The organism is Cyclobacterium jeungdonense, from assembly GCF_010994275.1.
In the GTDB taxonomy this organism is placed as follows: domain Bacteria; phylum Bacteroidota; class Bacteroidia; order Cytophagales; family Cyclobacteriaceae; genus Cyclobacterium; species Cyclobacterium jeungdonense.
The window spans coordinates 324,255-339,969 of record NZ_WMCD01000006.1 but is presented as its reverse complement, the minus strand read 5'-3'; the positions used below and the strand labels follow the sequence as shown (position 1 = coordinate 339,969).

The 15,715-nt window shown below is 36.8% G+C and carries 9 protein-coding genes; all 9 read left to right on the top strand.

The genetic code is table 11. From position 1 onward, the window contains the following. The first annotated feature begins 134 nt into the window (after window positions 1–134). Window positions 135–4,850, top strand: a complete 4,716-nt coding sequence (locus GKS34_RS14400) for a DUF4082 domain-containing protein (protein WP_163385575.1) — start codon at window positions 135–137, stop codon at window positions 4,848–4,850. 45 nt (window positions 4,851–4,895) lie between these two features. Then, a complete protein-coding gene (locus tag GKS34_RS14395; protein ID WP_163385574.1) occupies window positions 4,896–5,786 on the top strand; it encodes a ThuA domain-containing protein in 891 nt (296 codons plus the stop codon). 762 nt (window positions 5,787–6,548) lie between these two features. After that, window positions 6,549–7,526 (top strand): exostosin domain-containing protein, encoded by a 978-nt coding sequence (locus tag GKS34_RS14390; protein WP_163385572.1) that lies wholly within the window; start codon window positions 6,549–6,551, stop codon window positions 7,524–7,526. Window positions 7,527–7,871: 345 nt separating this feature from the next. Further along, the gene (locus GKS34_RS14385) at window positions 7,872–9,182 is read left to right on the top strand and encodes an MATE family efflux transporter (RefSeq protein WP_163385569.1); all 1,311 of its coding nucleotides are present in this window, start codon (window positions 7,872–7,874) and stop codon (window positions 9,180–9,182) included. A gap of 28 nt (window positions 9,183–9,210) precedes the next feature. After that, window positions 9,211–10,365, top strand: coding sequence for a glycosyltransferase family 4 protein (locus GKS34_RS14380; RefSeq protein ID WP_163385567.1), 1,155 nt, complete (start codon window positions 9,211–9,213; stop codon window positions 10,363–10,365). Between the two features lie 2,095 nt (window positions 10,366–12,460). Then, window positions 12,461–13,381, top strand: coding sequence for a glycosyltransferase family protein (locus GKS34_RS14375; protein WP_163385565.1), 921 nt, complete (start codon window positions 12,461–12,463; stop codon window positions 13,379–13,381). Between the two features lie 22 nt (window positions 13,382–13,403). Continuing rightward, a complete protein-coding gene (locus GKS34_RS23445) occupies window positions 13,404–13,964 on the top strand; it encodes an acyltransferase (RefSeq protein ID WP_163385563.1) in 561 nt (186 codons plus the stop codon). A 1-nt stretch (window position 13,965) separates the two neighbouring features. Then, window positions 13,966–15,099 (top strand): glycosyltransferase family protein, encoded by a 1,134-nt coding sequence (locus tag GKS34_RS14365; RefSeq protein WP_163385562.1) that lies wholly within the window; start codon window positions 13,966–13,968, stop codon window positions 15,097–15,099. A 6-nt stretch (window positions 15,100–15,105) separates the two neighbouring features. Beyond that, window positions 15,106–15,699 carry an acyltransferase gene (locus tag GKS34_RS23605; protein WP_163385560.1) on the top strand — a complete coding sequence of 198 codons (594 nt, stop codon included), beginning with the start codon at window positions 15,106–15,108 and terminating at the stop codon, window positions 15,697–15,699. The last annotated feature ends 16 nt before the right edge of the window (window positions 15,700–15,715 follow it).

The window sequence follows — 15,715 nt, the reverse complement described above, 5'->3', positions numbered from 1 at the left end:
ATAACGGTTTTCTTACCTAGGATACAGGTAAGAAAACAGAACAAGCATTCCCATAAGCTGATGTTTAGCCTTTGGTGATGAGTGGATGCTGCTGTCAAAGATTAATCGAAAATTTAATAAACTAAATAGGACCCATGAATAAGAAATCGGCTTACCTAAGCCCTTTGTTTGTGAATAAATGCCTCATCAACGCTTTCCAAAAGGGGTTTAAAACAGTATCCAGTGTTACTTTTCCGAAAGGGATGAGGGGATGGAGAATCCATATGATTTTCCTATTTCTGTTCAGCATAGCCCTCACTGATATTCTGGCCCAATCGGTAACTTTATTTTCCTCCAGTGCAGCTCCCAACGGCAGTCTTCAAAATGAGGGGCAGGGTGTTCAATTGGGCATGAAGTTCCGGGCCAGTGTCAGTGGCTCTGTCACTGGTGCCCGTTTCTACAAGCAAAGTGGCAATAATGGCACGCATACCGGTCAGCTTTATAGCAACAGCGGCACCTTGCTGGCATCCGCCACCTTTGTCAATGAAACGGCTTCAGGCTGGCAGGAGGTAGCTTTTGACGCCCCAATAGCGGTGACAGCAGGTACAACTTACGTGATCTCCTACCACAGCAGTGAAGGCTATTATTCCGTGGATGATTATGGATTTGATCAGGCCATTGTTAATGAGCCGCTTACGGGTTTACAGAACGGCACCGATGGACCTAATGGCATGTACCAATATAGCAATACAGCCACTTTTCCCACCGCCAATTATCTCTCCAGTAATTACTATGTCGATGTGGTTTTTATCCCTGATGAGGGACCTGGTAATCAACTGCCGGTCATTAGCTTGACAGCGCCTTCCAATAATGCGACTTTCACGGCGCCTGCTGATATCTCACTTGTGGCTGATGCCTCTGATCCAGATGGAACCGTCAGTAAGGTGGAATTCTTCCAAGGCACCACTAAGCTTGGGGAAGATATAGATGGCAGCGATGGATGGAGCTATGTCTGGAACAGTGTAGCGGCAGGAACTTATGGGCTTACTGCCAAAGCTACCGATGACCTAGGGGCTGTGGCTACCTCTGTGGCAATCACCGTCACCGTCAACATTGCCCCAGGAGACATCTTTTGTCCATGTACCGTATTTCAAGCCACAGATGCACCAGAAAACAGTCTATGGAACGATGGGGGACCTCTACAGGTCGGAATGAAATTCCAAGCTAGCAGCAACGGTTATGTTACTGCAGCTAGGTTCTATAAGCAGAGCGGAAATTCCGGCACCCACACGGGACAGCTCTACAGCAGCAGTGGTACCTTGCTGGCAGAAGCCGTTTTTACCAGTGAAACTGCTTCCGGCTGGCAAGAGGTACCTTTTCCCTCTCCTGTTGCTATTACTGCAGGTACTACCTATGTTATCTCTTACCACAGCAGTGAGGGATTTTACTCGGGGACTAACCCCTATTTCAACGAAGCCATCACCAATGGTCCGCTTTCCGGGCTTGCCAGTGGCACAGATGGTGGAAATGGGGTGTACATATACAGCTCCACACCTGCATTTCCAAACAACAACTTTCAATCCAGTAACTATTGGGTGGATGTGGTTTACCAAACGGATGGTAATCAAGCCCCCACAGTTACCATCACTGCCCCTGCTGACAATGCCAGTTTCACAGCCCCTACAGATCTCACTATAGAAGCAGCTGCTACGGATACAGACGGAAGCGTGACAAAGGTGGAATTCTTCCAGGGTACTTCTAAGTTAGGAGAAGATATAGATGGCAGCAATGGATGGAGTTACTTATGGAGCAGCGTAGCCGCTGGGAATTACCAGCTTACTGCCAAAGCCACAGATGATCAGGGGGGGGTATCTTCTTCTGCTGTAGTGAATATCACGGTCAATGCTTCCCCAGGAGATTTCTCCTGTCCATGTAGTCTATTTCAGCCAACGCATTTACCTGGTAATAGCCTCTGGAGTGATGGTTTGCCCATACAGCTAGGGATGAAGTTCCAGGCCAGCACCGATGGCTATATCACATCAGTAAGGTTCTACAAACAAATTGGTAACACCGGTACCCACACCGGACAACTCTTCAGTAGCACCGGTACTTTACTGGCTTCAGCAATATTTGACAATGAAACTGCTTCCGGCTGGCAAGAGGTATCTTTTCCCTCTCCTGTTGCTATTTCTGCAGGTACTACCTATATCATCTCATATCATAGCAGTGCAGGATATTATTCTTCAGACAATCCCTATTTCAACGAAGCCATTACCAATGGTCCACTTTCTGGGATTGTGAGTGGTTCAGAAGGAGGCAACGGAGTGTACAGGTACACTTCTTCGCCTTCTTTTCCTAACAATAACTTCCAATCCAGCAATTATTGGGTAGATGTTGTCTTTAATACTGAAATTGGACCTGATGAGACTTCTCCTGTAGTTATATCCTCTTCACCTCTTAACGAAGCCACCCAGGTGGATGAGACCGCCAATGTGAACGTATCATTCAGTGAAGCTATTGACCTCAACACCCTTTCCGATGTTACCTTTCAATTATTAGATGGAGGATCACCAGTAACCGCAAGCATAACTTATGATATCGCTAATCATACTGCAACGCTCAACCCCTCTATTTCCCTGAACTATTCCACCACTTACACTGGAAGAATTAAGGGGGGAGAAACGGATCCACGTATCAAAGATTTGGCAGGCAATGCCCTGGTTGCTGATTTTGAATGGTCATTTACTACCCGGCCTAGCCCTCCCCTGGCTCCAGGTCCATCTCTCCCTATTACCGAAGGACCTGGTGGACCTATTTTGGTGATTAGCTCCACTACCAATCCCTTCAGCCGTTACCCTGTGGAAATCTTACGGGCTGAAGGTCTCAATGAATTTGCGGCTAAAGATATTTCAGAGGTAAATAGTTCCATTCTGAGCGGCTATGATGTTGTTTTACTGGGTGAATTTCCGTTGCAGGATACACATGTAACCCTATTTACAGACTGGGTAACTGCCGGGGGAACACTGATTGCTTTCCGACCGGACTCTAAACTAACTTCTTTGTTAGGGATTACCAAAGTCAACGGTACGCTCACCGATGAATATTTATTGGTGAATACCAGCAATGGTCCTGGGGTTGGAATTGTTGATCAGACTATTCAATTCATGGGAACGGCTGATCTATATAACTTAAATGGAGCAACCAGTGTGGCAGTGTTATATTCTGATGTCAAAACTGCTACAACCCACCCGGCGGTAACGAGGAATGATGTCGGTACAAATGGTGGAAAAGCCATTGCCTTTACTTACGATTTGGCGCGTTCTATTGTCTACACGCGACAAGGCAATCCACCCTGGGCAGGGCAAAAACGCAGTGGCACAAGCGGGCCTATCCGCTCTAATGACATATATCATCCGGATTGGGTAGACCTTAACAAAGTAGCCATCCCGCAGGCAGATGAACAACAGCGATTGCTGGCCAACATCATTATACAGGGAAACCTACATAAGAAACCATTGCCAAGATTTTGGTATTTGCCGCGAGGATTAAAAGCCGCCATCATCATGACCGGGGATGATCACGCCACTGGAGGGACCGTGGGAAGGTTTAACCAATACAAATCCCTAAGTCCCTCAAACACCTCACAAGCAGTGGCTGATTGGACTGCCATCAGAGGCACTTCATATCTCTGGTCCAGCACAAATATCACTGATGCAGAGGCCGCCGCCTTTGAAGCCGAGGGTTTTGAAATTGCTCTTCATTTAAATACCAATTGTGCTGATTGGACACCTACCTTATGGAGAGATTTCTATAATACCCAAGCCCAACAATTAGCCGTTAAATTACCCTCCATTGCCTCTCCCACTACCCATCGGACCCATTGTATTGCCTGGAGTGACTGGGTGAATCAGGCAAAGGTTCAATCTGAATATGGTATTCGCCTCGATGCCAATTATTATTATTGGCCAGAAGCATGGGTACAGGATAGGCCTGGTATGTTTACCGGGTCGGGAATGCCCATGCGGTTTGCCGATATGGACGGAACACTTATTGATAGTTACCAGGTCGCCACTCAAATTACCGATGAATCAGGACAAACGTATACCACTCATATCAATACCCTGTTGGATAATGCCTTAGGGCCAAATGGGTATTACGGGGCATTTTGTGCCAATATGCATACTGATCAGGTAAATTCCACCGGCTCCGATGTCATCATTGCCTCTGCACTTGAGCGTCAGGTCCCGGTAATTTCTTCCAAACAAATGCTGACCTGGCTAGATGGTCGAAATAATTCCTCATTTGATTCCATTACCTGGAATGAAAATACATTGAATTTTAAAATTACCGCTGCAAGTGGCTCCAATAATCTTCGGGCTATGCTACCATCACTACTTGAGGCTGGGGCCATCTTTAGTGTTACTAAAGATGGGAATTCGGTGCCTTTCACTACCGAGACTATCAAAGGAATTGAATATGTCTTTTTTCCAGCAATCAGTGGTGCTTACGAAGCCTCTTATGGTACCCTTGCAAATGCTCGTATTAGGTCAGAGAACGCCGAAGCAGATAGTACGTCCTCAAATGAGGTGGAAAAAAGAAAGGATGCCTTTTCTTTTAGGGTATATCCAAATCCATCAAAAAGAGATGGTTTTCAATTAGAAGCAGCAGGGCTGGAAAGCCAGGAAGACGTTAAGTTGGTTTTATACAATCAAATTGGAGGAGTGGAGACAAGTAGGATAGAGAAAGCCGATGAATGGGGAAATATCGTGATAAGATTCGAACTTGACCATAATTTTTCCGCTGGTATTTATATTTTATTGATGCAAAGCAAGGCAGATATTATAAGGCATAAAATCATCATTACAAGATAAATTTCTGCTTCCATGGTACATTTTAACCACTTTAATTCTATAATCATGTTACTTTCCCGAAAAACTCTATATACAATCCTATTTAATCTGGTCAGCACCATTGGAGTATGGGGGCAGTCGCCCTATAAAGTTTTGATCATAGATGGTCAAAACGACCATAAGGTCTGGCAGCAAACCACCCAAATGATGAGGGAATATCTGGAAGAAACCGGTCTTTTTTCTGTAGAGGTAGCTACTAATCCTCCATCCGAAGGAGGGGCACTCGATAGCTTTATACCCGATTTTTCTGAATATGAAGTGGTTCTTTCCAATTATAACGGGTATTCATGGCCAGAAAACGTAAAAACAGCATTCGAAAATTTTGTCAACGGTGGTGGGGGCTTAGTGGTGGTTCATTCAGCAAACAATTCATTTCCGGAATGGCAGGCATACAACCGGATGATCGGTGTGGGAGGCGGGGGAGGCCGTGACGAAAAAGCCGGGCCATTCGTATACTATGATGAAGGAAAGAAAGAATTGGTGTACGATACGAGCCCTGCACTCGCCGGGGCTCATGGTCCAGAACATCAGTTTAGGATCATCATCCGAAGCAGAAACCACCCCATTACTAAGGGAATGCCCCCTACTTGGTTACATGAAAATGATGCCCTTTATAACCAGCTTCGCGGACCAGCTGAAAATATGGAAGTTTTAGCAACCGCTTTTAGCCCCTTAAACCTAAAAGGTACCGGAAGGCACGAGCCAGTGATGATGGTCATCAACTACGGAAAAGGACGGGTTTTCCACACCACCTTGGGACATAACAGTGATTCACAGAAAGGAATAGGCTTTATTACCACCTTACAAAGAGGAACAGAATGGGCTGCTAGGGGCGCGGTAACCCAAAAGATTCCGGAAGATTTTCCCGGGGTAAACTCAGGAAGTAGACGACCGTAGATAGTACTCCTTGTTAACTGGGGCCATAAAAGAGAACTAAAATATATCGGAATTACATTTCTTGGTCAGATGTGTAGTAAATTTTCCGAAGTTTAAAATATTTTATGACTGCCAATTTATCCATAGTATTTCCCAATCAAGCACAAGCAAACTCGTGTGCTTTTTCTTCCATCCCAGAAAATTGATTCCCAATGATGAAGGGGGTATCGTCATATCTAACCGTAAAGACAATTAACACAGATTTAATCGGTTAAGGCAATAAGGTATGTAAATGAATGACAGGGTCATTTAAGATTCCGAAAAAAATAATTTTGAATACCATTTAGAGATAGAATACAACCACAATATGACAGACAACAAGGTTGCTAAAAAGATTAAACAAATGAAAAACCTGAATTTAACTGAGCGTAGTAGTAGAATTATATAATATATTATTTTGAATAATAGAATTTTTACGCTTGTTTTTTATAACCGAAATACCATTTTTAATTTAATATATAAAGTTGGGTTAAATTGAAATGGTTTTATAAAACTCTTTTAAATGTGACCCTCCTAACCTCTAGAGATATAATAGGTGATTATACCAAAGAATTAATACGTCGAGGGAATTCAAATTTTAAATCTGATACTAATGATTGCCATAATTATAATATTTCATCGGCAGAACAATACATAAGTGCTAAGCCGATATAAATTATAAAACCAAGATGTAGAAATAAACAAAATTTCATTGTTCTTGCAAAAATTAATAAAATTAAAACGATGAAGGTATATCTTACATCAGCTTATCCATTTCATTTTAAAAATAATTTTGCTGTGAAGTGGCTTTCAGAATCTTCCATAGCCGACCCATATAAAATTCATTCATTATCAAATAATCCTGAGACTGCAGATATTATTTTATTTGTAGAACACCATCCGGGTAATGATCCATATTTTTTTGAAGTCTTAAGTTCAAAATTATTTAAAAAATTTAAGGAAAAATGTTATCTATACCATGACGCTGATTGGGTAATACCTTTGATTCCTGGTATATATCCTTCGATCGAAAACCGAATCTTTAACGCCGGAATTACACAGCCAGGACATTATATAGCCCGCCAATGCGAAAACGAAGCAGTTAAATTTCAGGATGATAAACCAAAACCTAAATTTTTGTTTTCTTTTATTGGCGCTAGTGCAACACATACTATTAGGACTGAAATATTAAAACTACATCATCCAGAATGTTTTCTGAAAGATACATCTGGGAAAAATTCATGGGAGTTAAACCCAGCAGAGAAAAAGAAATTTGAAAATGATTATGTATCTGTAAGTCAAAAAAGTAGCTTTATATTATGCCCAAGGGGTTTAGGACCAAATACATATAGACTTTATGAAACAATGGAAATGGGGATATCCCCCGTAATAATCTCAGATCAATGGGTTCCTACATATGGACCTGAATGGGAAAATTTTTCAATTAGAATTCCTGAGAGTCAAATTAAAAATATACCAAATTTATTGGAAGAAAATAAACACCTCGCATCCAAAATGGGTAAACTTGCAAGATGCGCTTGGGAGGAGTGGTTCTGCAAAGCGGTTAGTTTTCATCATATAATTGAGGCTTGTAACAAATTACAAAAAGAAAGAATGAATTATGGGAATATCGAAAAATTGAAAACTTGTTGCGAATTTTTAAAACCATTTCATTTTAGAAATTTACTGAGGTACACAAAAAGAAGATTGGAATTAAGGTAATTAGATCCTTGATAAAATTAAATATATTTCCTCAAAGCTGCCAAAAGAGAAATTTTATTCAGACAGCCTGTGTCTATCAAAGTTTAATTTGATCATCCTTTAATAACTTGACCTATAAATTTATTTACACCTAATTTATTGGTTTTTAACGAAAAATTAAAAACAGCCAGTCCTGTTTGGTGTATTCTAGACAATAAGAAAAAAAGTAGGGAGTACTCACTTTTTGACTTGGTAGACTGAAGAGAAAAAGTTTCGGTAAAACGTTATTTAAAAGACTGCTCATTGCTTTATTTCAAATTTACTTACAGTATATCTGATAATCACAATTTGTATTCATAGTATTTAATGAATGAATTGTATAATTATTTAACTACCGGTAGAAAATTTGCCAAAGTAAGGGAATGGGGCAAGATAATAAGTATAACAGGATCTGCTCAGGTAGTCATTCAGGCCATAGGTTTTATATCTGGAATCCTAGTGATCAGGGTTTTGCCAGTTCACGAATATGCGATTTACACTTTGGCTAATACAATTTTAGGAACTATGACTTTGCTAGCAGATGGTGGAGGTATCTCAACAGGTGTAATGTCACAGGGTGGCCCTGTTTGGAATGATAATAAGAAATTAGGACAAATATTATCAACAGGCTTAGTTTTAAGAAAAAAATTTGCTGGAGTTACTTTAATATTAGCTATTCCTGCCCTTGTTTATTTACTTAGAAACCATCAAGTTACTTGGGGAATGACTATTGCTGTATCAATATCAGTAATACCTATGTTCTATTTATCATTATCTAGTAGCATATATGATATAATCGCCAAGTTAAGGCAAGAGATTATACCTCTACAAAAAATACAAGTATTGACGAATTTCGGAAGGTTATTTTTAACTTTTTCTCTACTGCTATTTCCTTTAGCTTTTATAGCAATCTCTATTTCAGGACTTTCCCAAGCATGGAATAGTCGCAAATTAAAGAATTTGGCAAAACCTTATGCCCAATTAACAGATAAAGTAGATCTTGAGGTTAAAAAAAATATTTTGGCTATTGTTAAACGAACATTGCCTGGTGCCTTATTTTACTCTCTATCAGGACAGATAACTTTATGGTTAATATCATTTTTTGGTTCAACTGAAGGTGTGGCGCAAATAGGGGCATTAGGTCGCATAGGAATGGTCTTGTCCATTTTCACAAGTATGTTTGGAACGTTGATTGTACCAAGATTTGCAAGACTAAGTAATGATTATCAAATTTTGTTAAAAAGATATGTTCAATTTATAATCATTCTCTTTTGTGTTTGTTTATCTCTAGTTACCTTAGTATCTCTATTTTCAGATTATTTTTTATTAGTGTTAGGGAATAAATATTTTGGTTTAAATAATGAATTGTGCTTATATATATTAGGTAGCAGTATTGGCTTAGTATCAGGCGGAGCTTATCAGTTGATAGCAAGCAGAGGCTGGATATTAAATCCGATCATTAGTATATCTCTAAATATATTATTCATTCTATTAGGGGTTTCCATTTTTGATATTTCCTCATTAATTGGAGTGATTATATTTGGAGTGTTTTTGTCATGTCTTCAATTGATTATGAACGGTAGTTACGGAATTTTAAAAATTTTTAATTTAAAGTGTCGTTCTAATCAATTTAATTGAAGAATAAGTTAAAATCAAAAAAATTATTATGATGACAAAACTAAAAATTTTATTTATAGCTCAGTTTTACTTAAAAAAAGAATTGGGTGGACCAAAAGTGGTTATTGAACTTGCAGAAGCAATAAATGAAATAGGTCATAAAGCCGACGTGGTTGGTATTCAAGAGGTTGAAGATTATTTAAAAAATAATAATTTAAATTTAAAAGAGACTTACGCTTTAAATATTAAAACCTATTTAGAGAGCAAAATCTATGACTATGATGTGGTTGATGTTGATGCCAATAATCTATATGAATACAAAAAGGAAACAAAGGAAAAGAAACCTTTGATTGTAGCACGTTCAGTTCTATTTATTCCACATCTTAATGATATTAAATGGCCATACAAAATAAATACACTTGGATTGATAAAAGCTTATATTAAAAAATTTTTATATGGAGATTTACAAAAAAAATCTATAGATAATTTTTATAAATCTTTGAATGTTGCCGATTTAATCAATGTGAGTAACTACAAAGATGGTGAACTTTTAATTTCAAAAAATTATTCTAAAGAAAGAATTATAATTTTACCTTATGGAATAAGTGATACCAAAAGATTTTTTTTGAACCAAAGTTCATTAGTGCCAAAACATAGAAATAAAATTCTATTTTTGGGAACATTTGACTACAGGAAAGGATGTTTAGACATACCCCAAATTTTTTCTGAAATCAAGAAAAAGATTCCTAATGCAGACCTTACCTTAATGGGTACAAAAGGACTTTACCAGGAAGATGAGGTTTTAAAATTTTTTCCAAAATCCGTTAAAAAATTTATAACCATTATTCCGGAATTTGAAGAATCTGAATTACCTGAATTATTGAAAGATTTTAGAATTGCAATATTTCCATCGTATTTGGAAGGTTGTCCATTTTCTATTTTAGAACTAATAGCTGCTGGTATTCCAGTAATCGCATATAATTCACCTGGGTCATCCACTATTTTGCCTAATGAGTTTTTAGTAACACCCGGAGATTGGAAACAAATAGCCAATAAAGTTTCCTTCTATTTAAAAGATTCCAAATCTTGCGAAGCAGCTAAAGCAAAATTAATTGAAAGATCAAAAATTTTTAATTGGAGCATAATAGCGACAGATACTGTAAATGCCTATTTAAAAGAATTAAATAAAGACCATAAAATTTAACTGTAAAAGACTGTTAAACTCATCATTGCCTTATTTAAACTATACTGGCATGATTACGAATAATCATAAAATCAAAAGCATTTTAATTAAATTCCAACTTCCATAATTCTAAAATCATTCTTACATTACTTTCCAACGAGAAAATATACCTAAACTTAAATTGTGTATGAATAAAGCTATTGTACTTACACCTGTATAAAATAGAACTTGGATATTAGATAGGTATTTACAAGTATGCAGCATAGTTGCTAATCATATTATTATAGCAGACCAATGCTCGAAAGACGGCAGGCGTGAAATCATTAAACGATTTGATAAAGTAATTTTAATCGAAGATAATTCTCTTTTAATTAATGAAGTCGAAAGAGAGACATTACTAATTAATAAAGCCAGTCAGCTTTTTACCAATGCCCAAAGCGTTCTTCTTGCCTTGGATGCTGATAAAATATTAGTTGCAGATGCAATGCAGTCTATTGACTGGCAAAGTATGCTACATACAGAACCAGGTACAGTACTGTTATTTGAAAAGCCAATATTTCTTAACGGAATTTAAACTGGCATCCGCTATAAGTTCCTGATTAGCCTTTAGTTTATTTTGATGATGAAATTACTCACATTCCCAAAAATTCATAGTACCAGAATATATATGACAGCCCAATCTTCTATGACTTCACTTTGAGAAATTAAAATATTGCATTATGATTTAGCTAGAGAAAATTCACTCGGTTCTAAACTTTGATATAATTTATGTTTGGAGTACGTAATGGATACAAAAGGTTTAGTGCGCAGACGGGTGGTTTATCCAAAAACAATAAATTTTTCCATTGAAAGTGATTATAGAGAACTAGTTATTAAAGATTGGTTAACAGGATGGGAAAATATTGGAACTAATATATTATTTGTGCCAAATGGAAGATTTTAGTGGTATGATAAAGAGATTCTAAATTAATTTAGACAACACGGATAAAAAAGTTCGATAAGGACGATTTGAATTAGGTGCATTTTAAAAGGGGAAAATATAGCTATATTGCCTTTAATCATAGATTTAATGGAAACAAGGTATAGGAATCTCTCTATATTTGAATTCCAGATCACGTCACAAATATTTTGCAGACATCAAGTGGAAAGACAAATATATATGCAAGAAGTATGGCTATACTTAATATTGTAAAAGGACAAATGAGTTTAACAGGCAATGTAATAAATGCGGTCGTCTTGAAGTCTCCCACGACCGGCACATTCTTTCACCACTGGAAATTTTCTCTCCTTAAGGCATTTTATATCGTCTATTATGTTTCCACCAGCAAGAACGAGGTCAGTAGCTGCAAACTGAGCGGTAAGCTTGGGCTAATACAAAAGACCTGTTGGTTTTTTAAGCAGAAAGTGATGAAGCCGATAGAAAACAACCAAAACTTCCCCATGGTAAGGAAGGTATAAGTTGACGAATCCTATGTGTGCGGCCAGGATGACCTGAAGAAACGAGGGGATAAAGAAAATCATGGTGTTGGGCATAGAAACGGGTACAACGGGTGTATCCCGCTGGTATGTAAGGGTCGTGAAAACCGTCTCCAGATTTAATCCGGGAGAATTTAACAAGGATCAAATCATCAGCGGTGCAAAGGTCAAGACTGACTTTTGGAGTCGGTATAAGGGTATGAAAGTACATTTCCCGAAACTGCCCCGTGAAAAATTGGAAAATCACTTCAAGCAGATTCACTGGGTGATCATGAGGTTCACAATGCCTGGCTTAGGGATACCCACCATTTGGTCATGAATCTCCAATCCTAATTCAACAAGTACACCTAATGATTGAACCGCAACAAAGTCAAAAAAGAATCTTTAAGAATATAATACAAATGATAGTGGCAAAGCCACCTTATCCATATAAAGGATTTTTTAAGTACCTAATTCAAAAGAAGATATATGGTATTTTGATTGGTGTGCTACATAAGGAGGTTTCAATCTTGATTCATCTTTTTCAGATATTCATAGTCAAAACTCCGTTTAAATTTTAATTTTAAAGGAACAAACCATGATATATAAAAACCTATTTAATATCAAAAGTAAATGATTGAATAAAATCTGGCTATAAAAAGTGAAAACCAAAGAGTTTAAAGAAGTTGTATTTACATTATTTGAAAAACATTACCATTATGGAGTAGCCGCTTTAATAAATTCATTATGCGTAAGTAAATTTGATGGATTAGTAGTTGTTGGATATAAAGGAAATCTACCTACGTGGATAACACAGTTTCAAACCAATAATAAAAATTATTATTCCATAAAAAACTTATATGTTGAGTTTCTTGAAATTGATACTATTTTACACTTTGGGTATTATAAACCTACTGCAATACTAAATATTTTTCAAAATTATCCATCAGTTGAAAAAGTCTTTTATTTCGATCCTGATATTATTGTGAAAGCTTCATGGGATTTTTATAGTAAATGGATAAACTTAGGAGTTTGCTTGTGTTTAGACAATAATTTTCCTTTTGTACATCATAATCACCCCTGGAGACAAGATTGGATAAATTTAAGTAATTCAAGTAAAAGAAATAAAATTGATTATTACGTAAATAGTGGATTTATAGGTGTCAATAGGGCTAATAAATTATTAATCGAAAGATGGATAAGTCTTACAAATGAATATCAAAAAAATAACGGTAATTTAACTTTATTTGAAAAAGACGGACATCGATCTTTCAAAGGGGATCAAGACTTATTAAATGCTGCAATAACTGTTTCCCCAGAAATAAAACTTAGTATTATTGGAAAAGAAGGTATGGGTTTCTCCCAACCTGCATATTTAATGAGTCATGCGATAAACAATATAAAGCCATGGGAAAAAAATTTTCTAAAATATTTAATTTTACAAGGAATTGGTCCAGACTTCGCCGATAAAGATTATATGGCTTATGCTAATTTTCCCATAAAGGTGTTTAGTAATAGAACCTTTAAATTAAAAAAATTAAATTTAAAGTTGTCTTCATTTTTAGGAAGATTGATTGGTTAACATTTTAACTAAATTTAATATAGTGAACCCAACAAATTTAGCGACTTTAAGAATTAAATTTATTGGTTTATTAACCAGAATTAGAGTTTACTATTATAGGATATTGGGTCTGCAAATTGGCAATGGAGTTAGGTTAGGAAAAATTCATTGTGAATGGCCGGGTAATGTGCAAATCGGCAATTATTGTGACATTCAAAATAATGTTATATTTTGGATTAAAAACCCATTTTTAAAAAGTAATGTTATCCTAATTGGCAAAAATGTATTTATTGGTAATAATTGTGAATTTAACTGTAGTAATTATATTTCTGTGGGAGATAACTGTTTAATCGCAAGTAATACTACTTTTGTAGACATTAATCATTCTATTGATAAAGAATTCTTAATTAACAGTCAACCAATCAAATCGAAACCAATAATTATTGAAGAAGATGTTTGGATCGGCTCTGGAAGTATAATTCTAAAAGGAGTTAGAATTGGAAAAGGTAGTGTGATTGGAGCTGGTTCTTTAGTTAATAGGTCTGTGCCAGATTATGAGATTTGGGCAGGTTTACCTGCTAAGAAAATAGGAGAGCGTAATTAACATGAAAATAACTTTCATTTGTGGCTCCCTCGAACCTGGATGTGATGGGGTGGGGGATTATACAAGAAGACTAGCTTGTGAGTTAATAAAACAGGGACATAGTATAGCACTAATAGCTATACACGACCGTCAAATCTTCAGTTTAGTAGAAAATATGCAAGAAATTGATGGAGTTCATGTACCTGTGTTAAGGCTGGCCTCCATTTTGCCAATTAAATCTCGCCTTTCAATTACTAAAAAGTCTATCGATTTTTTTAATCCAGATATAATAAGCCTACAATTTGTTCCTTATTCATTTCACCCTAAAGGAATTCCAGTTCATTTAGGTAGACAATTGATACAGGTTGGAAATGGACATAAGTGGCATTTAATGTTTCATGAATTATGGGTGGGTATTAATTCACATTCAACGGTAAAGGAAGTATTGTGGGGAAATTTACAAAAGTTTATGATTTTGTATTTAATAAAAAAACTTAAGGCCTCTTTAATTCATACCCAGTGCCATCTATACCAGTCGCTTTTAAATAGATCAGGTATAAATTCAGTTTATCTCCCCTTGTTTTCAAATATTCCCGTTTTTAATAGTTTTAAGGGAAAGGGTAATCTTGACCAGGATTCCTTAAGAAAAATAGATAGGATTTGTTTTATTCTTTTTGGTGGAATACATTCAGGGGCACCTATAGAGCAGTTTGCAAAAGAAGCCGCTAAATATGTTAGAGAACACAAAGTTCTAATTACTCTTAAATTAGTTGGCCGTAATGGAAAAGAACGTGAAAAATGGAAGAATTCTTGGAAATCTGAGGGATTATTAATAGAGATATTGGGTGAACAGCCAATAGAAAAGATCTCTGAAATTTTGCAAAGGTCAACTATGGGCATTGTAACTACTCCACCAGCGTTATTAGAAAAAAGTGGATCACTAGCAGCCATGCTAGAACATGGTCTTCCTGTAATTTCTGTTTCAAAAAAATGGATACCCGAAAGAAATCTGTCCTATAGAATTCCTAAAGGTGTTTTTTTATTTAGTGATGGGAATTTCAGTAAGTGTATAAATTATAACAATAATTTACCTAAAACACCTATTTCAGGAGTAGCAAGCCAATTTTTAAATGATTTAAAAACCTATTATTTTTGATTTCCTATGGCAAGCATTAAATTTTTATGGTCCCATCGTGCTAGGTTTCCAATAGGATCTTCAAAATTCTTTATTGCATGGGGAAAGCGGGTTTTTCTATTTTCCAACCTTCTGCAAGGAAATATTCGTCGGCAAAAACTTATTAGCAAGGGAGCTAAAATTCATGAGGAATCAGAAATTGGTAAAGTAAGAGTTGATGGAAAGAAAGAAAAACTGACTATCGGAAAATCATCATTTTTGGGTCGGGTTTATATCGCGCTTCATGATAACGTTATTATAGGGGAGCGTGTTTGTATTAATGATGGGGTAGAAATTCTTACAGGCTCTCATGATGTGAATGATCCAACATGGCAACTTCTCAATAAACAAATTATTATAGAAGATTATGTCTGGATAGGTACTGGGGCTATGATACTGCCTGGAGTTCACATTGGTAGGGGAGCAATAGTTGGAGCTAGAGCAGTTGTTAGCAAATCCATTCCACCAGGTGCTATTGTAGTAGGCAATCCAGCAAAACTGATCTCAAAAAATCGAACTAAATACTTAAATTATAATCCATGCGAATTTTTGGCTCCAAATCAAGCTTGGCTCAAAGGGTAGCATGAATATATCTAGA

What these genes read in the sequence shown, in the direction of transcription:
- GKS34_RS14390 (WP_163385572.1), top strand. Translation starts at nt 6,549, where the DNA reads ATGAAGGTATATCTTACATCAGCTTATCCATTTCATTTTAAAAATAAT.
- GKS34_RS14365 (WP_163385562.1), top strand. Translation starts at nt 13,966, where the DNA reads ATGAAAATAACTTTCATTTGTGGCTCCCTCGAACCTGGATGTGATGGG.
- GKS34_RS14385 (WP_163385569.1), top strand. Translation starts at nt 7,872, where the DNA reads ATGAATGAATTGTATAATTATTTAACTACCGGTAGAAAATTTGCCAAA.
- GKS34_RS14400 (WP_163385575.1), top strand. Translation starts at nt 135, where the DNA reads ATGAATAAGAAATCGGCTTACCTAAGCCCTTTGTTTGTGAATAAATGC.
- GKS34_RS14380 (WP_163385567.1), top strand. Translation starts at nt 9,211, where the DNA reads ATGATGACAAAACTAAAAATTTTATTTATAGCTCAGTTTTACTTAAAA.
- GKS34_RS14395 (WP_163385574.1), top strand. Translation starts at nt 4,896, where the DNA reads ATGTTACTTTCCCGAAAAACTCTATATACAATCCTATTTAATCTGGTC.
- GKS34_RS23605 (WP_163385560.1), top strand. Translation starts at nt 15,106, where the DNA reads ATGGCAAGCATTAAATTTTTATGGTCCCATCGTGCTAGGTTTCCAATA.